The organism is Streptomyces sp. 135 (assembly GCF_020026305.1).
Taxonomy (GTDB): Bacteria; Actinomycetota; Actinomycetes; order Streptomycetales; family Streptomycetaceae; genus Streptomyces.
On sequence record NZ_CP075691.1, the window covers coordinates 8,370,894 to 8,388,286 of the forward strand.

General features: G+C 72.8%; 15 protein-coding genes and 2 pseudogenes. 5 read left to right on the forward strand and 12 right to left on the reverse strand.

Annotated elements, in window-relative coordinates:
• Positions 1 to 4 precede the first annotated feature (4 nt).
• Both KKZ08_RS36680 and KKZ08_RS36685 read left to right on the forward strand, forming a co-directional pair.
• Positions 5 to 1,320, forward strand: a pseudogene (locus KKZ08_RS36680) (MFS transporter).
• Between the two features lie 101 nt (positions 1,321 to 1,421).
• Positions 1,422 to 2,030: a GNAT family N-acetyltransferase gene (locus KKZ08_RS36685; RefSeq protein WP_223778547.1), complete on the forward strand. Its 609-nt coding sequence runs from the start codon at positions 1,422 to 1,424 to the stop codon at positions 2,028 to 2,030.
• A gap of 13 nt (positions 2,031 to 2,043) precedes the next feature.
• On the opposite strand, the gene KKZ08_RS36690 is transcribed toward KKZ08_RS36685, so the two are convergent.
• From KKZ08_RS36690 to KKZ08_RS36715, 6 genes are read right to left on the reverse strand one after another with little or no spacing between them, the layout of a single operon-like run.
• Positions 2,044 to 3,432 carry a hypothetical protein gene (locus tag KKZ08_RS36690; protein ID WP_223778548.1) on the reverse strand — a complete coding sequence of 463 codons (1,389 nt, stop codon included), beginning with the start codon at positions 3,430 to 3,432 and terminating at the stop codon, positions 2,044 to 2,046.
• A complete protein-coding gene (locus KKZ08_RS36695; protein ID WP_223778549.1) occupies positions 3,429 to 4,766 on the reverse strand; it encodes an MFS transporter in 1,338 nt (445 codons plus the stop codon). The genes KKZ08_RS36690 and KKZ08_RS36695 overlap by 4 nt, the downstream gene beginning before the upstream one ends.
• A gap of 11 nt (positions 4,767 to 4,777) precedes the next feature.
• On the reverse strand, positions 4,778 to 5,233 hold the full coding sequence (locus KKZ08_RS36700) for a MaoC family dehydratase (RefSeq protein ID WP_223778550.1): 456 nt from the start codon (positions 5,231 to 5,233) through the stop codon (positions 4,778 to 4,780).
• Positions 5,230 to 6,774, reverse strand: a complete 1,545-nt coding sequence (locus KKZ08_RS36705; RefSeq protein ID WP_223778551.1) for a long-chain fatty acid--CoA ligase — start codon at positions 6,772 to 6,774, stop codon at positions 5,230 to 5,232. Before KKZ08_RS36705 ends, KKZ08_RS36700 begins: the two co-directional genes overlap by 4 nt.
• A gap of 10 nt (positions 6,775 to 6,784) precedes the next feature.
• On the reverse strand, positions 6,785 to 7,657 hold the full coding sequence (locus tag KKZ08_RS36710; RefSeq protein WP_223778552.1) for an amidohydrolase family protein: 873 nt from the start codon (positions 7,655 to 7,657) through the stop codon (positions 6,785 to 6,787).
• A 5-nt stretch (positions 7,658 to 7,662) separates the two neighbouring features.
• Complete coding sequence (locus KKZ08_RS36715) at positions 7,663 to 8,589, reverse strand: SDR family oxidoreductase (protein WP_223778553.1); 927 nt, start codon at positions 8,587 to 8,589, stop codon at positions 7,663 to 7,665.
• A 171-nt stretch (positions 8,590 to 8,760) separates the two neighbouring features.
• Here KKZ08_RS36715 and KKZ08_RS36720 point away from each other — a divergent pair, with 171 nt between their 5' ends.
• Entirely contained in the window at positions 8,761 to 9,252 is a 492-nt protein-coding gene (locus tag KKZ08_RS36720) for a MarR family winged helix-turn-helix transcriptional regulator (protein WP_223778554.1), read from the forward strand.
• 161 nt (positions 9,253 to 9,413) lie between these two features.
• Here the strand turns inward: KKZ08_RS36720 and KKZ08_RS36725 are convergent, their stop codons facing one another.
• The 6 genes from KKZ08_RS36725 to KKZ08_RS36750 all read right to left on the reverse strand — a co-directional run bounded on the left by KKZ08_RS36725 (position 9,414) and on the right by KKZ08_RS36750 (position 15,288).
• Positions 9,414 to 10,658: a GDSL-type esterase/lipase family protein gene (locus tag KKZ08_RS36725; protein ID WP_223778555.1), complete on the reverse strand. Its 1,245-nt coding sequence runs from the start codon at positions 10,656 to 10,658 to the stop codon at positions 9,414 to 9,416.
• Positions 10,659 to 10,796: 138 nt separating this feature from the next.
• Entirely contained in the window at positions 10,797 to 11,897 is a 1,101-nt protein-coding gene (menC, locus tag KKZ08_RS36730; protein ID WP_223778556.1) for an o-succinylbenzoate synthase, read from the reverse strand.
• 82 nt (positions 11,898 to 11,979) lie between these two features.
• Positions 11,980 to 12,753 carry a GNAT family N-acetyltransferase gene (locus KKZ08_RS36735; protein WP_223778557.1) on the reverse strand — a complete coding sequence of 258 codons (774 nt, stop codon included), beginning with the start codon at positions 12,751 to 12,753 and terminating at the stop codon, positions 11,980 to 11,982.
• Positions 12,750 to 13,841: a M20 family metallopeptidase gene (locus KKZ08_RS36740; protein ID WP_223779338.1), complete on the reverse strand. Its 1,092-nt coding sequence runs from the start codon at positions 13,839 to 13,841 to the stop codon at positions 12,750 to 12,752. The genes KKZ08_RS36735 and KKZ08_RS36740 overlap by 4 nt, the downstream gene beginning before the upstream one ends.
• A gap of 192 nt (positions 13,842 to 14,033) precedes the next feature.
• A complete protein-coding gene (locus KKZ08_RS36745; protein WP_223778558.1) occupies positions 14,034 to 14,711 on the reverse strand; it encodes an HAD-IA family hydrolase in 678 nt (225 codons plus the stop codon).
• Between the two features lie 46 nt (positions 14,712 to 14,757).
• Positions 14,758 to 15,288 carry a GNAT family N-acetyltransferase gene (locus KKZ08_RS36750; RefSeq protein ID WP_223778559.1) on the reverse strand — a complete coding sequence of 177 codons (531 nt, stop codon included), beginning with the start codon at positions 15,286 to 15,288 and terminating at the stop codon, positions 14,758 to 14,760.
• Between the two features lie 26 nt (positions 15,289 to 15,314).
• On the opposite strand from KKZ08_RS36750, the gene KKZ08_RS36755 reads away from it, so the two are divergent.
• Together KKZ08_RS36755 and KKZ08_RS36760 are read left to right on the forward strand one after the other, a co-directional pair.
• A complete protein-coding gene (locus KKZ08_RS36755; RefSeq protein ID WP_223778560.1) occupies positions 15,315 to 15,836 on the forward strand; it encodes a CGNR zinc finger domain-containing protein in 522 nt (173 codons plus the stop codon).
• 132 nt (positions 15,837 to 15,968) lie between these two features.
• Positions 15,969 to 17,375, forward strand: a pseudogene (locus tag KKZ08_RS36760) (alpha-amylase family protein); the annotation flags it as partial.
• Positions 17,376 to 17,393 lie beyond the last annotated feature (18 nt).

A 17,393-nucleotide genomic window follows, 5' to 3' on the forward strand; every position in this document is an offset into this window, starting at 1 on the left:
GCCCATGGACATAGCCGCCGCGCGCCGCCGCTACGTCATGATCTGCGCCCTCTTCTGGCTGCCGCTGGGGCTGGCCATCGCCCCGCAGTTGCTGCTCTTCACCGAGCGCGGCATGACCCTCGCCGCCATCGCGGGGCTCTTCGCCGCGCACTCCCTGACGGCGGCCCTCCTCGAACTGCCCACCGGAGGGCTCTCCGACGTCCTCGGCCGCCGCGCGGTCCTCGTGGCCGCCGGGCTCACGGACCTGGCCGCCTTCGCCCTCCTGGGGCTCGGCACCGACGCCTGGATGTTCGTACTCGGCATGGCGCTGAAGGGCGCGGGGCGGGCCCTGTCCAGCGGGCCCGCCGAGGCCTGGTACGTCGACACCGTCCACGCCGCCGCTGGGCCCGACGCCGAACTGCGGAGCGGGCTGGCCCACGGGGGTTCGGCCACCTCGGCGGCGCTCGCCGTCGGCACCCTCGTCGGCGGCGCCCTGCCCTGGCTGCTCGGGCTCGGCCCCGACCTCGGTGCGCGGCTGAGCCGGGCCACCTCGGGTGTGGTCCTGCCGCTCTCCGTCCCGGTGCTGCTGGCCGCCGCCGTCGACATCGTCTTCGTGCTGTACGTCCTGACCGCCCTGCCCGAACCGCCGCGGACACGGGTCGGCTCGCGCGTGGTCCTCCGGGGCGTCCCGGCCACCATCGTCTCCGGAGTGCGCCTGACCGGCGGCGACGCGCTGGTGCGGCGCGTGCTGCTCGGCGTGGCGGCCACCGGCGCCGCCTTCGCCGCCGTCGAACTGCTCACGCCGGGCCGGGCCGCGGACCTGGCCGGTGACCCTGAGGCGGGCGCGGTGCTCTTCGCTTACCTGGCCTGCGCGGGCTACGTCTGCTCGGCGCTCGGCAGCCACCTCGCGCCGCTCACCGCCCGCCTCACGGGTGGCAGCGGACGCGCGGTCCTGGCTTACCTGGGCGCGGGGCGGGCGGACTGCTGCTCCTCGCGGCCACGGCGAGCGCGGCGGGCCCGGTGCCCGTGGCCCTCGGCGCCGCCGGTTTCGCCCTGGTCTACCTCGGCCTCGGGGCGGCGGGGCCCAACGAGAACGACCTGCTGCACCGCCGCGTGACCTCGGCCGGGCGCGCCACCGCCCTGTCGGTCCAGTCGCTCGCGCTGCAACTGGCGTGCGCCCTCGCCGCCCCGGCCGTCGGAGCCCTCCCGGCCGGCCCACTGCCCTGGCTGGTCGGCGGAGTCGCACTGACCGCGGGCGCCCTGCTGTGGACACGCCCCGTACCCGCGCCGCGCGCCGCCTCAGAGGCTGCCCTGCCGGAGCGGGCCTCGCCCCTGGCGTGACAAGGCCTTGAACTGTCCAGGCAGACAGCCTCGTTGCCGCGTCCGGCGGAGTGCGGGACCCCGCTTCGGCGTCGAAGATCACCGGGTGCAGAATGACCCGTATGCCTATATCGCACACGCCGAAGACGGCGACGCTCGACGATGCCCCCCTGGTCGGCGCCACCTTGGCCCGCGCCTTTGACGACGACCCGATGATGCGCTGGTTCTTCCCCGACGAGGCCACGCGGGAAGCGTCCCTGGGCCGCTACTTCGGCACGATCTTCACCCGCCAGTACGTGCTGCACGGCGTGTGCCAACGCACCGACGCCGCCGTCGCGTTCTGGGTGCCCGCGGAGGCGCAGGAGAAGGCCGTTCCCGACCAGGAGACCATCCAGGAGCTCACGAACCTCCTCGGCGACCGGGCGGAGCTGTTCGGGGGCGCCGTCGAGATGGCGGCCCAGCACACGCCCCAGGAGCCGCACTGGTCCCTGGCGCTCATCGGGGCCGACCCGGCCGCGCAGGGCCAGGGGCAGGGCGCCGCCCTGCTGCGCTCCGGGCTGGCCCAGGCCGACGCGGCGGGCATGCCCGTCCACCTGGAGTCCTCCAAGCCGGAGAACCTCCCCGTCTACGAGCACTTCGGCTTCACCGTGCGCGACGAGCTGCGGCTGCCGGGCGGCGGACCGCAGCTGTGGACGATGTGGCGCGAGCCGCGCCGCCAGGCCGACGCCTAGCCACTGCTGAGGATCAGCTGAACGGGCGCGGGTACGGGCCGGGCCGGTACGTCACGTAGCGGGCAGGTGTGGTCGGATCCGCTTGCCGGGCACGGGTGTTGAGGGCGGCGGGTGACGTGTCGCCCCAGCTTCCCGTGCCGACCCGGCGCTCGAGCGTGTGCAGCGCGCCGAGTTGTTCCGCGGGGCTGAACGTACAGTGGCCGGCGTTGTCGGTGTACGCCTGGCGCAGGAGTGGTGCGCGGCCCGCCCGGCCCACCGCACGGCGATAGGCGCTCTCGACCTCGACGGGCACGAGCGCGTCACCGGTCGTGTGGATGTCGAGCTGGGGCTTGCGGAGCCGTCCGGAGGGCGCGGCGTGCTCGGCCAGATAGCGCACCGCGCCCGGATTCGCGTCCGTACGGGGCGCGTCGGCGAGTGCGCGCAGGTCGTCGCCGAGGGAGAGCCCCGCCGCCTTGTAGAGCGACTTGACCTCCCTGTAGGTGGCGGAACGGGCGAGCATCGCCGTGTAGTCGACACCCGTGTTCCAGGACATGTTGCCGCCCGCGCGGCGCTCGGCCTCCGCCCGCCACACGAAGCCCGGTTGTGCCACCAGGGCGCGGAGCGCCGCGTACTGGTTCGCCTGCCGGGAGGCGTGGTCGTCCGGGGCGGGCCGGGGCGTGGCCGGGTCGTTCCAGCCGGGGACGGCGTGCAGCGCGGCGGCGAGCGCGATGCGGGCCCGCCCGGGAGCCGTGCGCTGCGCCGTGACGAGGGACGCGCCGAGCCGTTCGCCGGACGCTTTGGCGTCGGCGGCGTCCTTGAAGCCGGTCAGCCGGATGCCGGAGCCGGGCGCGAGCAGCGTGCGGAGCGCGAACGTGGCGTCCAGCGTGGAGTTCCAGTTGGCGACGCCGCCGTGCACGAGGCCGCACAGGGAGAGCGAGCCGTCGACGCGCCGCGGGTGGCGCTCGGCGATCGCCGTGGTGACGAGCCCGCCCAGTGACTGGCCCCAGGCGAGGGTCCGCCTGGCCTCGCCGACCTTCCCCGCGAAGGTGTCGAGCGCGGCCAGCTGGTCCGGCACCGCCTGCTCCACCGCCCAGCCGTTCGTCGCGTAGGAGGAGCCGACGAGCGCGTAGCCCTCCTTCAGGAGCAGCTTCTTCGTCGGCTCGTCGGGGGCGTCGACGGCCGGGTTCGGGGTGCCTTCGGGGCGGTAGCCGTGGCTGAAGAGCAGGACGGTGCCGTTCCAGCGGGCCGGGGTGTCGATCATGTACGTGGCGCCGGAAGGCAGGGTGCCTTCCAGCTGCCGGGGAGCGGGCTCGGCGGCGGTGGCCTGGGCGGGAACAGGGGTCAGGAGGAGGAGCAGCAGCGCGGCGAGTCCGGCGGCGGGACGGTTGCGGGCGGGGCGCGGCCGGGTGGTGGTGCGGGTCATGGGGCTTCTCCTTGGACGGCGAGGTTCTGGGCGCTGGTCTCCGTGACCCGCCAGACGGCGAGCGCCGTGATCGCGCTCCCGGCCGTGAGCAGCACGGCGACGGAGCCGCTGGAGTGGCCGGCGGCCAGCAGCGCGCCGGCGATCAGCGGTGAGAGGCCGGCGCCGAGCAGCGTCGCGGTCTGGTAGCCGAGCGAGGCGCCGGTGTAGCGCACCCGGGTCGGGAACATCTCGCTGAACAGGGCGCCGAGCGGCCCGTACATCACGGACTGGGCGATTCCGTGCCCGATCACGCAGGCGAGGATCAGCTGTCCGGGCCGATGGCTGTCCACGAGCGCGAAGACCGGGAAGGCGGTGGCCGCCGAGAGCAGGGCCCCGGCCAGGACGACGGGCCGGCGCCCGAGGCGGTCCGAGAGGTGGTTCGCGCAAGGAAGCACCACGAGCGCCACGCAGGAAGCGACGGTGACGCCGATGAGCACCTGCTGGCGGCTGTACCCCTCGTCGACGGCGTACGAGATCATGAAGCTGGTCAGCAGCGCCTGCGCGGTGAAAGGACCGATGCCGACCGCCGAGGCGAGCAGCACCGGCCGCGGCGCGCGCAGCACGTCGAGCAGCGGCATCGGCATCGGCGCCCGCTCCTGCCGCTCGGACAGCGAGGCGAAGAGCGGACTCTCGGTGACCTTCAGGCGTACGTACAGACCGGCGCCGAGCAGTACGAGCGAGAGCAGGAACGGCACCCGCCAGCCCCAGGCGCGGAAGTCGTCGTCGGGCAGCGTGCTCACGAGCGCGACGACCCCGGTGGAGAGCACCGTGCCCAGCGGGGCGCCGAGTTGGGTGAAGCTGGTCCACAGGCCGCGCGGCCGCTCACCCGCGTGTTCGGCGACCATGAGGGTCGCGCCGCCCCATTCGCCGCCGATCGCGATGCCCTGCACGACGCGAAGCAGGACGAGCAGGACCGGGGCCCAGACGCCGATCGTGTCGTACGTGGGCAGCAGCCCGATGAGGAAGCTGCCGGTGCCCATCAGGACCATCGTCAGGAGCATCATCGACTTGCGGCCGAGCCGGTCGCCGAAGTGGCCGAAGACGATCCCGCCGAGTGGCCGGGCGAGATAGCCCGCGGCGAACGTCCCGAAGGCGGCCACGGTGCCCACCGCCGGGTCGGCCTCGGGGAAGAAGAGGTCGCCGAAGACGAGCGCGGCGACGGTTCCGTAGACGAGGAAGTCGTAGAACTCCACGGCCGTGCCGATCAGTCCGGACAGCGCGACGCGGCGCAGCTGTCCGGGCGCCGCCCCGGCTCCGGTCCCGGGGCTCGCCGCCTTGCCGGGTGGGTGCACCATGGCGGGGCTCCTTACGCGTAGAAGCGGGACAGGCTCCGCAGGACGCACGCCGGTCTGTCGCCGCCCTCGATCTCGACCGTGCCGTCCACGGCGATCTGCACCCCGCCCCGCACCTCGTCGACGGAGGTCAGCGTGGCGCGCAGCCGTATCCGCGCGCCGGCCTTCACGGGCGCCGGGAAACGCACCTTGTCCAGGCCGTAGTTGACCTTCGTGGTGACTCCGCGGACGTCGAGGAGGTCGGTGAAGAGCGGGATGAAGAGGGAGAGGGTCAGATAGCCGTGCGCGATGGGCGCCCCGAACGGTCCTCGCGCGGCCCTCTCGGGGTCGGTGTGGATCCACTGGTGGTCGTCGGTCGCGTCGGCGAAGGTGTCGATGCGTTCCTGCCCGACCTCCAGCCACTCGGTGACGCCGAGTTCGCTCCCGGTGAGGGCAGCCAGTTCGTCAAGGCCGTTGACGGTGACGGTCATTGGGTTACTCCTCGGTCAGTACGGTCGGTGGGTGCGCCGCCGTACTCGCGGCGCAGGCTGGGCTTGTGGAGCTTCCCCGAGGCGGTGCGCGGCAGTTCGCGTACGCACATCAGTGACGCGGGGATCTTGTACTTGGCGAGGCGGCCGGCCAACGAGCCGAGGACCTCCTCGGGGGTGGCCGTCGCGCCCTCGCGGAGCACGGCGACGGCGCGCGGCACCTCGCCCCACCGCGCGTCGGGCACGCCGATGACGGCGCACTCCAGGACGTCGGGGTGGGCGAGCAGGGCGCTCTCGACCTCGGCGGGATACACGTTCTCGCCACCGGAGATGATCATGTCCTTGAGGCGGTCGGCGATGGTGACGAAGCCGTCGGCGTCCACCCGCGCCGCGTCGCCCGTGCGGAACCAGCCGTCGGCGAACGCGGCGGCCGTCTCGTCCGGCAACTGCCAGTAGCCGGCCATCACGTGGGGCCCGCGCACCAGCACCTCGCCGGTCTCCCCGACCGCCGCCGGGCTGAGGTCGGGGCGTACGACACGGACGTCGGTGAAGAAGTGCGGCACCCCGGCCGTGCCCGCCTTGCGTGCCGCGTGCTCGGCGTCGAGATAGAGGGCGCCAGGGGAGGCCTCCGTCATGCCGTAGCCCTGCTGGAAGGCGAGGCCGCGCCGCGCGTACGCCTCGATGAGCGGCGTCGGCACGGGCGCGCCGCCGCACATCAGGATCCGCAGCGAGGACAGGTCGGCCGCGTCCCAGCGCGGCTCCCTGGCGAGGCGTTCGTACATCGTCGGCACCCCGAACGTGACGCTCACGCCGTGCTCTTCCACGAGGTCGAGGGTCCGGGCCGGGTCGAACGACTCGACGAGGACGCAGGTGCCGCCCTTGAGGAACACGGGCAGGGCGAGCATGCCGAGCGCGGCGGCGTGGAAGAGCGGGGCGCAGACCAGCGCGACCGCGTCGGCGGTGAGATCGGCGTCGACCAGGACGTTGACGGCGTTCCAGGTGAGGTTGGCGTGGGTGAGCATGGCGCCCTTGGGGCGGCCCGTCGTGCCGGAGGTGTACATCAGGAGGCAGACGTCGTCCGCGGCGACCGCCTCGTCCAGCGGCTCCTCGGTGGAGCAGTCGATCAACTTCTGGTAATCGGCGCCCACTTCGACGACGCATGCGAGTGAAGGGGTCTGTCCCGCCTGCCGCAGCCCGGCGACGAGCGCGGTGTGCGCGGGGGAGTGGATGAGGGCGCAGGCGCCCGCGTCGGCCAGCTGGTAGGCGATCTCGGGACCGCTCAGCCGGGTGTTGAGCGGGACGAACACCGCGCCGAGCGCACCCGTGGCGAAGAAGGTCTCCAGGAACGCCGGGTGGTTCGGCCCCAGGTGGGCGACCCGGTCGCCGCGCCGGACACCCCGGGCGCGCAGCGCGTGTGCGAGGCGCAGCGTGCGGGAGTGCAGGCCCGCGTAGGTGAGGGCCTGGCCCTCGTGGGTCAGGGCGGTGCGGTGCGGGGTCTTGCGGGCCCGGCGCGCGGGCCAGGAGCCGAGTCCTTCGTTGCGCATGGCGCCCCCTCTATCCGAGCCCGAGCAGGCGGGCGGCGTTCTCCTTGAGGATCTTGGGGCGGACCTCGTCCTTGATGGCGAGCCGCTCGAAGTCGGCGAGCCAGCGGTCGGGTGTGAGGACGGGGAAGTCGGAGCCGAAGAGCACCTTGTCCTTCAGCAACGTGTTGGCGTAGTGCACGAGTTGGGGCGGGAAGTACTTCGGCGACCAGCCGGAGAGGTCGATGTGCACGCCCGGTTTGTGGGTGGCCACGGCGAGCGCCTCGTCCTGCCACGGGAACGACGGATGGGCGAGGATGATCTTCAGGTGCGGGAAGTCGGCGGCGACGTCGTCGACGTGCATGGGGTTCGAGTACTTCAGCCGGATCCCGCCGCCGCCGGGCACGCCCGCGCCGATGCCGGTCTGCCCGGTGTGGAAGAGGGCGACGCAGCCGGTCTCCTCGATCACCTCGTACAACTCGTAGGCGAGCGCACGGTCGTTGGGGAAGAACCCCTGGATGCTCGGGTGGAACTTGAACCCCTTGACGCCGTACTCCGCCACGAGCCTGCGGGCCTGGCGCACGCCCGCCCTGCCGCGGAACGGATCGAGGGACGCGAACGGTATGAGCACATCCGGGTGCGCGGCGGCGGCCTCGGCCACCTCCTCGTTCGGTACGGGCGGGGTGCCGGTGGCCGACTCGGCGTCCACGGTGAAGACGACGGCGGCCATCTTGCGCTCGCGGTAGTAGGCGGCCATCTCCTCCAGCGTCGGCTTGCGCGTGCGCCCCTCGACCTTGAAGTACGCGGTGGAGGCGGCGTCGAGATCCTCGGCGAGCGAGGCGTGGCCCCGCGAGGAGACCTCCGCGTGGGTGTGGACGTCGATCGCGGTCAGCTCGGAGAGGTCCAACCCGCTCACTCCCCGGGGGACTTGGGCGCGGGGACGCCGACCGTCTCCGGGGCGCTGCCCACGGAGGTGTGCCAGACGGCGGCGATGGCCTCCGGGGTCCAGCCGCCGTCGGCGTACGCGACGGAGGCCTCCCGGGGGTGTGACCACAGGGTGAGGCGGTCGCCGCCGATGCCCACGCACTGTCCGGTCACGTCGCCCGCCGCGTCGGAGGCCAGGAAGGGGACGAGCGCGGCGCAGTCCTCCGCCGTGCCGAAGCCCTCGCCCTTGCGGAGGAAGTCCGGCAGCGGCCTGCCCTCCCGCATCGCCTCTACGTACGGCGCGAAGGCGGGGATCGTCTCGGTCATCGCGGTCGCGGCGACCGGCACGACGGCGTTGACGGTGATGCCGGCCCGGGCCAGCTCCATGGACCAGGTGCGGGCCATGGCGGCGATGCCGGCCTTGGCGGCCGCGTAGTTGGTCTGCCCGAAGTTGCCCCGCTGCCCGGCGGGCGAGCCGACCAGGATCAGCCGGCCGCCCCCGCCCTGCGCCCGCATCCGCACGGCGGCCGCGCGGGCGCAGGTGAACGTGCCGCGCAGATGCGTCGTGACCACCGCGTCGAAGTCCTCGTCGGACATCTTCCACAGCACGCGGTCACGGAGGATCCCGGCGTTGGTCACCATCACGTCCAGGCGCCCGAACTCCTCGACGGCGCGCCCGACCAGGCGGTCGGCGGCCTCGCCCGTCCCGACGGCGACGCACTCCGCGACCGCGCGCCCACCGGCTTCGGCGATGCTCTTGACGGCTCGCTCGGCGGCCGCCTCGTCGATGTCGTTGACGACCACGGAGGCCCCGGCCCGAGCGAGGGCGGAGGCGTAGGCGAGGCCGAGGCCGCGCCCCGAACCGGTGACGACGGCGACCTTGCCGCCGAGGTCGACTGTGGGTGTTTCCGGCATGGCGGTATCCCTTCGACGGGCTGGAGAGGCCGGGGGGCCCGGAAAGGAAGCTAAGACAAACCATTGTTGCCGTCAATGGTTGTTGTCGACACCGGTGTTGCGGCATGCTGGGGCGGCGGGCCACCATCGCCGCACGTACCCGCGAAGCACCGACCAGGGAGAGCGCCCCTCATGACCAGCCGCAAGACGACCGCCGGGCCCGCGGAGGAAGGCTCCGTCGACGAGGGCGCTCCCTGGATGCGAGGACTCCACGCCGACGCGGGGTATCTCCTCTACCGGCTCGGCCTGCGCTCGGGACAGCTCTTCAACGCGGCGCTCCAGCGGTCGGGCCTGCGCCTGCGCCACTACGCGCTGCTGCGCTATCTGGCCACGGTGGAAGGCGCCGCCCAGCGGGAGTTGAGCCGACGGCTCGGTTACGACCCGAGCGCGATCGTCGGCCTGGTCGACGACCTGGAACGCCTCGGCTTCGTCGAGCGCCGCCCCGCCCCCGACGACCGCCGCCGCCGCATCGTCGCCCTCGCCCCGCAGGGCCACGACTTCCTGCGCGACTCCGACGAGGTGGCCCGAGGCGTGACCGCGGAACTCCTCGCCCCGCTCGCCCCGGAGGACCGGGAGACCCTGCACGCGCTGCTGTCCCGGATCGCGCACACGGACGGGGAGTGAAAGGGGGCGGCGAGTGGTCAGGGATCCGGCGGAACCGACCCCTGCCACGCGCGATGCCGGCCGCGTTGGCGGAGACCGTTGCTCCGCGCGCGGCCGGCATCGCCGTCACGGCCGGGGCCGGACGGGGCGGAGGTCGACGGGCCGCCCCGCCCGGCTCGGTCTCAGCGGCTTCCCGAGGTGAGGGGCCCGTCCGTCCCGAAGGCCAGGGCGGCGAAACGCTCGCCCATGAGGCGGTGGGTCGCGGCGTCGGGGTGGAGTTCGTCGGGCAGCGGCAGTTCGGCGTAGTCCGCCTGGCCGTAGAGGTCGCGGCCGTCGAGGTAGTGGAGATTCGCGTCGTCGGCGGCGCGCTGCTTCACGATGCGGGCCAGCTCGTCCCGGATCACGCTGAGCGTCAGCTTCCCGGCAGCGCGCTCGGCGGGGTCGCCCATGGCCGCGAACCGGAGCCGCCCCTCGCTGACGTTGCTGAAGTCCGGGGCGCAGGGGCCGGGGGTGTCCTCGTGGATGGGGCACAGGATGGGCGAGACGACCAGCAGCGGAGCGTTCGGGTGCCCCTCGCGGATCGTGTCGAGGAAGCCGTGCACCGCGGGGCCGAAGGCGCGCAGGCGCATCAGGTCGGCGTTGACGATGTTGATGCCGATCTTGACGCTGATCACATCGGCGGGGGTGTCGCGCATGGCGCGCGCGGTGAACGGGTCGAGCAGGGCGCTGCCGCTCAGCCCGAGGTTGACCAGTTCCACGCCGCCGAGGGACGCGGCGAGCGCGGGCCAGGTGGTGGTGGGGCTCGCCGCGTCGGAGCCGTGGCTGATGGAGCTGCCGTGGTGCAGCCACACCTTGCGGCCCCGGTCGGGGACCGGCTCGACGGGAGCGTCGGTGCGCAGGGTGACCAGCTCGGTGATCTCGTTGTGCGGCAACCAGATCTCGACGTCCTTCACCCGGTCGGGCAGACCGGCGAAGCGGACCGTGCCGACCGGCCCGGGCACGGTCTCCGTCGTACCGGTGGCCATGTCCATCATCAGGACGTTGCCGCCGTTCACGGTGGCCTGCCGGGTGAGAGCGCCGTCGACGAGCAGGTCGTACACACCGTCGGGGCGCGGCGGTGCGCCGTGATAGCCCATCTTCGTGCGGAGCGCGTCCAGCTCGACGGTGGTGGCCCGCGTGCGGAAGACCAGCCGTACGCCGGAGGGCTGCGCCTCGGCCCTGGCCACCTGCTCGTCGGTGAACTGGGCGCGGGCCCGGGCGGGCAGCCGGTGCGGCAGTACGCCGTACGCGGTGGCCTCCACGTCGAGCGCGCCGCGCAGCAGGTCCTCGGCGAGGGCAGGCGTGATGGGCGTGGTGATCCAGTCCGTTCCCCAGGGAGTGACGGAGGGGGCGGGGTCGGGGACGGCGGGGTCGTGCGGAGAGTTCATGAGGTCAGCGTGTCAAGCGGAATGCCGATCCGCACATGAATTTCCGGCGTTCCGGCCTTTACGATGCTCCGGCGGCGGTCCGGCCCTTCCGGTACTCCGGCGGTCTTCCGGCCGTCGCGCGACCGGACTCGCGGCTCCCTACAGCTGGATCCACTCCCGGGCCGTGGTCACCCTCTCCAGTACCTCGGGGACCGGGTCGACGCCGAGCCCCGCTCCGGTGGGGACGTCGAGGTGGCCGTCGGCGAGTTCGAAGGGCTCGGTGATGTCCGTGGCGAAGTAGCGGCCGGACGCGGAGGTGTCGCCGGGCAGGGAGAAGCCGGGCAGCGCGGCCAGCGCGACGTTGGCGGCGCGGCCCAGCCCCGTCTCCAGCATGCCGCCGCACCACACGGGCACCCCGTGGGCGACGCACAGATCGTGGATGGCCTTGGCTTCGAGGTAGCCGCCGACCCGGCCCGGCTTGATGTTGATGACGGAGGCGGCGCCCAGGGTGATGGCCGCGGCGGCGTCCTCCGCCGACTCGATCGACTCGTCCAGGCACACCGGCGTACGCAGCAGCTTCGCGAGCGCCGCGTGCTGCACGAGATCGTCGTCGGCCAGCGGCTGTTCGATGAGCAGCAGGTCGAACGCGTCCAGCTTGGCCAGCTGCCGGGCGTCGGCGAGGGTGTAGGCGGCGTTGGCGTCCACCTGGAGCAGCAGCTCGTCGCCGAACCGCTCCCGCACCGCGCGGACGGGCGCGAGGTCCCAGCCGGGTTCGATCTTGAGCTTGATCCGCACGTACCCCTCGTCGATGAACCCGCCCACGGCGTCGAGGAGTTCGGGGACGGAGTCCATGATCCCGACCGACACCCCGCACGGCACCCGGCCACGTTCGGCCCCGAGATACGCGCCGAAGGACTGGCCCGACGCCCGCAGCCGAGCGTCGAGCACGGCCGTTTCCAGCGCCGCCTTGGCCATCTTGTGGCCCTTGAAGGGCTTCATGGCGCGCTTCACCGAGTGGGCGTCCGCCACGGCGGGCAGCGCCGGTACGAGGAAGCGGCGCAACACGTCGGCCGCTCCGTCGACGTACTCGGAGCAGTAGCGGGGTTCGGACATCGCGACGCACTCGCCCCAGCCCTCGCCGTCGGGCGTGACGACCCGCACGAGCAGGACGTCACGGGCGGTCTCGACGCCGAAGGAGGTACGGAACGGCGACCGCAGGGGCATCGCGACGCGGCGCAGTTCGATTCCGGTGATCTTCATGGTGCTCGGCTCCTCGGGTGGGCGCACGCGTCGGGCGGTGGTCGGACGGTGGTGTCACGCGTCACGCGTCATGCGTCACGCGTCACGCGGCGGGCTCGCGCGTGACGACGTAGGAAGTCCGGCCGTGGAAGCCCGTGACGCGGGCCCCCTCGGCCAGCAGGCCGCCCAGCACCTCGCGCATCGCGAGACGCCACGCCTTGGCCGCGCCGGGGTCGGTGCGGCGCAACGCCTCGATGTCGGGCGGCACTTCGACCAGCAGGGCAGGTGCGTCGAGCCGGCCCGCCACCGGCAGGCCGTCCTGTACCGACAGGGCGGTCACGGCACCGGCGGGGACGCGGACCGGCGGCGGGGACGCCATGGGCCCGGGGCCGTCCAGCTCCCAGGCGACGAGCGCGCGGTCGGTGTCGTCGCCGCCGTTGATGGCGTCGTCGATCCGCCCGTAGAAGCCGGTGAGGTACTCCACCGGCCGCGCGCCGAGCTTGGCCAGGTTGAAGTGGGCGTTGCGCCGCACGAGCGGATCGTAGGTCCAGGTGATCCGGGAGAGCCCGCGGGCCAGCGACCAGTCGCGCTGGTGCCGTTTGAGGGCGAGGCCCGCCGCGTGCCCGGGCAGGGCGCCTGTGACGTGGGAGTGCAGTGTCCGTCCGACGGGGGCCGCGAAGAAGGCGACGGACGCGCCGACGAGACAGCCGTCGGCGAAGGCACCGGCGACGTAGTTCCCGGCGTGCGAGAGCGCCCGCATCTGCTCGGTCCCCATCGGCGAGGCGCCGGGCGCGGTGCCCCAGATCTCCTCGAACAGCGCGTTGACCGAGGCAAGTTCGTCCAGCTCGTACACCTCGCGAACCTCAAGGGCGCTCACCGGGTGACCTCCTCGACGAGGGCGGCGAGCAGCCGGGCCCGGGGGACCATCTCCGCGACGATCACATGCTCGTGGTCGGCGTGGGCCCCGCCGCCGACGGCGCCGAGGCCGTCCAGCGTCGGGCAGCCGAGGCCGGCGGTGAAGTTCCCGTCGGACGCTCCGCCGACCGCGGCCGACGCGAGCGGCCCCCAGCCGTGGCGCCGGGCGATCTCCCGCGCCCGCTCGAACAGCGCGGCGGCCGAAGCCTCTTCGAGAGGCGGCCTGCTGGGCCCGCCGCGCACCTCCAGGCGAGCCCCCGGGACGGTCACCTTCAGTGCTCGAATGGCGGCATCCACCCGCTCCTGCGCGGCGAGCGTCGGGACACGCACGTCGACACAGACCGTGGCCTCGGCGGGCACCGTGTTGGTCGCCGAACCGGCCCACGTCATCGTCGGCGTCACCGTGGTCCGCCACCCCTCGGGGGCGTCGATGTCGGCCGCCGCGGCCAGCCCTTCGAGGGCGAGGACGAGATGAGCGGCCTCGATCGCGGCGTTGACCCCCTTCTCCGGCTCAAGGCCGGAGTGGGCCGCCTTTCCGTGCACCACCAACTCGTAGGCGGAGGTGCCCTTGCGCGCCGTCTTCACCGCGCCACCGTCCGCCGAGGCCTCCAGTACGAAGGTCGCCGCGCACTGCCGCGCCGTCTCCTCGATGAGCGCCCGCGAGGTGTCCGAGCCGACCTCCTCGTCCCCGGTCACCAGCACACACACGCCCTCCAGCGAGGGCAGTGAGGCCAGGGCGTGGAAGATCTGCACGAGCCCCGCCTTCATGTCGAAGATGCCGGGCCCACGCGCGACGCCGTCCCGCAGCGACCACGGGTGAGTGGCGAGCGAACCCATCGGCCACACGGTGTCGTGGTGGCCGAGGAGCAGGACCCGGGGCGTGCCGAACGTCCACCGCAGGTGCGTCACCCCGTCGATCACGAGGCGTTCGGGCGGGGCGCCGAGGTGGCGGGTGCCCTGCGCGGCCACGACGTCCGCGCTGCGTGCCACGGCGTCCAGGTCCGAGGAGAACGACTCGCACTCCACCAGCTCCCTGAGATCCGCGACCATCGCGGCGAGCCGCTCCGCCGACCCCTCCGGCTCCACTCCAGCGTCGGGCGTGCCACTGCGCAGATCTTCGGTCACCGTCGACTCCTCTTCGAAAGCATTCCCGCGATAGTAAGCGTGACGATCCTGACCGCAGGGCCGCACACCCCGCCCGCCGACCTGCCCCCCCCCCGCAACCGGCCCGCCGAACCCCCGCTACCCCACCCCACCGACCGACGGCCCCGACACGAAGGCCAAGATGTGCGGGACCGCCTCGCGCAGTTCGGTGAAGTGGCGATGCGTGCCCTCCACCGCGGTCGCGGCGTTCACGCCCCATACCGTCATCCCGGCGCTCAGCCCTGACCGCACTCCGGACGGGGCGTCCTCGATGACCAGGCAGTCCCCGGGCTCGGCGCCCAGCTCCGCGGCGGCCCGTACGTAGGGCACCGGAGAGGGCTTGCCCTCGTCCACCGCGGCCGCGTCCACGATCAGGTCCGGCACGGGCAGGCCCGTCCGCAGGAACCGGCCGCGCACCCGGTGCTCGTAATTGGAGGTCACCAACGCCCAGGCCCCCGAGGGCAGGCCGTGCAGCAGCTCCGACGCGCCGTCGAAGGCCCTATAGACGCCGGATCGGACGTCGTCGTCCTCCAGTTCATGCAGCACGGCCAGGCACTCGCGCGGATCGTGGTCGGCGGCGACCTGGGCGAACGTCTCCATCGGCCGCGTCCGCAGGGCCACCCGGTACACCTCGTCCGCGTCAAGCCCGTACCGCTCCGCCCAGCACGCCCAGACCCGGCGCTGGTTGCTCACCGCGTCGATCAACGTGCCGTCGACGTCGAACAGGACGTATCTCTTGCGGTCGGTGCGGCCCGGCCGCCCAGGTTCACTGGTCACACGCCGATCATGCCAGCCGACCCCCGGGCCGGCACGAGGCCGTCGCTCAGGGCCGCCAGTGGAGCGCGGGGTCCGGATGGTCGACGAACCCCAGGGCGCGGTACAGCGGTTCGCCTTCCGGAGAGGCGTACAGGTCCACGCGGGACGCCTCCCGCTCACGGAACCAGTCGAGCAGCGCCCGCATGATCGCGCGGCTGTGACCGCGCCGCCGGTACGGCACATCGGTGACCACGCCGATCACATGACCGACCCGGCCGTTGACGTTGTGCGGCCCGGGGAACCACTGGTCTACGGTGCCGATGCCGCAGGCGGCCAGACGGCCGCGACCGCCGTCCACGACGAGGATCCGCGCGGTGTCCGCCGTCAGCTGCTCCTTCAGAACCGCGGCGAGATGATGACGCCAGTCGTCGCCCGCCGAGGACGGGTTGAAGTAGTCACCGCCCAGGTCCTCGAACAACGACGCGCGCAGGCGCACGAGTTCGGGGAGGTCGTCCTCCACCGCCTGCCGCACACCGGGGCGGTGGTCGGCGGTGTGTCCGGTCGGGTCGGTGGCGGGCTGTCCGTCGGGATGTCTCATGCCGATCACCTTGGTGTAATGACCTTATGCATCTCAACCCTTACGGCGGCGACGCCGTGAACCTCGCCGCGGACCTGTGCAACCGGCGTCCGACCAGCGCCGAGGAGTTGGCGCACCGCTGCCGCGAGGCAGGCCTGACCCTGGAACGCCCCGCCGGGCCACAGGACTTGGCGTACGCCCTCGCCGCACTGGACGCGTGGGAGAAGGTCGTCGACGCCACCGACGAGCGGGAGCGCGCCGAACTGGCCAATCGGATGCTGGCCGCGTCCGCCGCCCACCCGAGGCTCACCGACCACGCGGGCGACGGCTGGCACCTGCACTACCGCGACGATCAACTGCCGCTCGGCGCACTGCTGTTCTCGTTGATATCGGTCGGCACCGCACTGCACCTGGTGGGACGCGGCATGCACCGGCTGCGGCGGTGCGAGGTCACCGAGTGCGCCACCATCTTCGCGGACACCTCCCGCACCGGGCGCAGGCGCTACTGCTCCCACCGGTGCGCCAACCGCGACGCGGTACGCCGCCACCGCGCGCGAGGGGCGACGTGACGGCTCCCCGGAAGGCGTGCGCGAACGGTTGACCCGACGTGCGAACCCGCTTACGGTCCCGATCGCAAGTTCTTGCAGATTCAACCTGCAAGATTCCGGCACCCCCACCCCATTCCCCCCACCGGAGGCCCCGTGAACGGCTCAGCGCACAGAGCGCACGCAGCCCGCAGACCCCTAGCCGCCACGCTCGCCCTGACGGCCGGTGTCCTCGGGAGCCTCTTCGCGACGCCGCCCGAGGCCGACGCGTCCCCGCCCGGCGGCAAGGACGTCACCGCCGTCCTCTTCGAGTGGCGCTTCGACTCGGTCGCCAAGGAGTGCAAGGACCGACTCGGCCCCGCCGGTTACGGCTTCGTCCAGGTCTCACCGCCGCAGGAGCACATCCAGGGCGGCCAGTGGTGGACCTCGTACCAGCCGGTCAGCTACAGGATCGCCGGGCGCCTCGGTGACCGGGCGGCCTTCAAGGGCATGGTCGACACCTGCCACGCCGCGGGCGTCAAGGTGGTCGCGGACGCCGTGATCAACCACATGTCGGCGGGCTCCGGCACCGGCACGGGCAGCTCGGCCTACACGAAGTACGACTACCCGGGCACGTACTCCGGCGCCGACCTGGACGACTGCCGCTCGCCTGTCAACGACTACGGCAACAGAGGGAACGTACAGAACTGCGAACTCGTCGGCCTCGCCGACCTGGACACCGGCGAGGACTATGTGCGCGGCCGGATCGCCGCCTACCTCGACGACCTGCGCTCGCTCGGCGTGGACGGCTTCCGCATCGACGCAGCCAAGCACATGCCGGCGGCCGACCTCGCCGCCATCAAGGCCCGCCTGAGCGACCCCGGCGTCTACTGGAAGCACGAGGCCATCTACGGCGCGGGCGAGGCCGTCTCCCCGAGCGAGTACCTCGGCACCGGAGACGTCCAGGAGTTCCGCTACGCCCGCGATCTCAAGCGCGTCTTCCACGACGAGAAGCTCGCCTACCTGAAGAACTACGGCGAGGGCTGGGCCTACATGCCCTCCGGGAAGTCCGCCGTCTTCGTCGACAACCACGACACCGAGCGCGGCGGCGACACTCTCAGCTACAAGGACGGCGCCAACTACACCCTGGCCAACGTCTTCATGCTCGCCTGGCCCTACGGCGCGCCCGACGTCCACTCCGGATACGAGTTCTCCGACCGCGACGCGGGACCGCCGGGCGGCGGCACGGTGAACGCCTGCTACTCCGACGGCTGGAAGTGCCAGCACGCCTGGCGCGAGATCTCGGGCATGGTCGGCTTCCGCAACACCGCGAGCGGCCAGGCCGTCACGGACTGGTGGGACAACGGCGGCGACCAGATCGCCTTCGGCCGCGGCGACAAGGCGTACGTGGCGATCAACCACGAGGCCTCCACACTGACCCGCACCTTCCAGACCTCGCTGCCCGCGGGCGACTACTGCGACGTCCAGTCGGACAAGCGTGTCACGGTCGACTCCTCCGGACGGTTCACCGCCACGCTCGGCCCCAACACGGCGGCCGCGTTGCACGGGGGAGCGAGGACCTGCCGGACCTGACCGATCGCC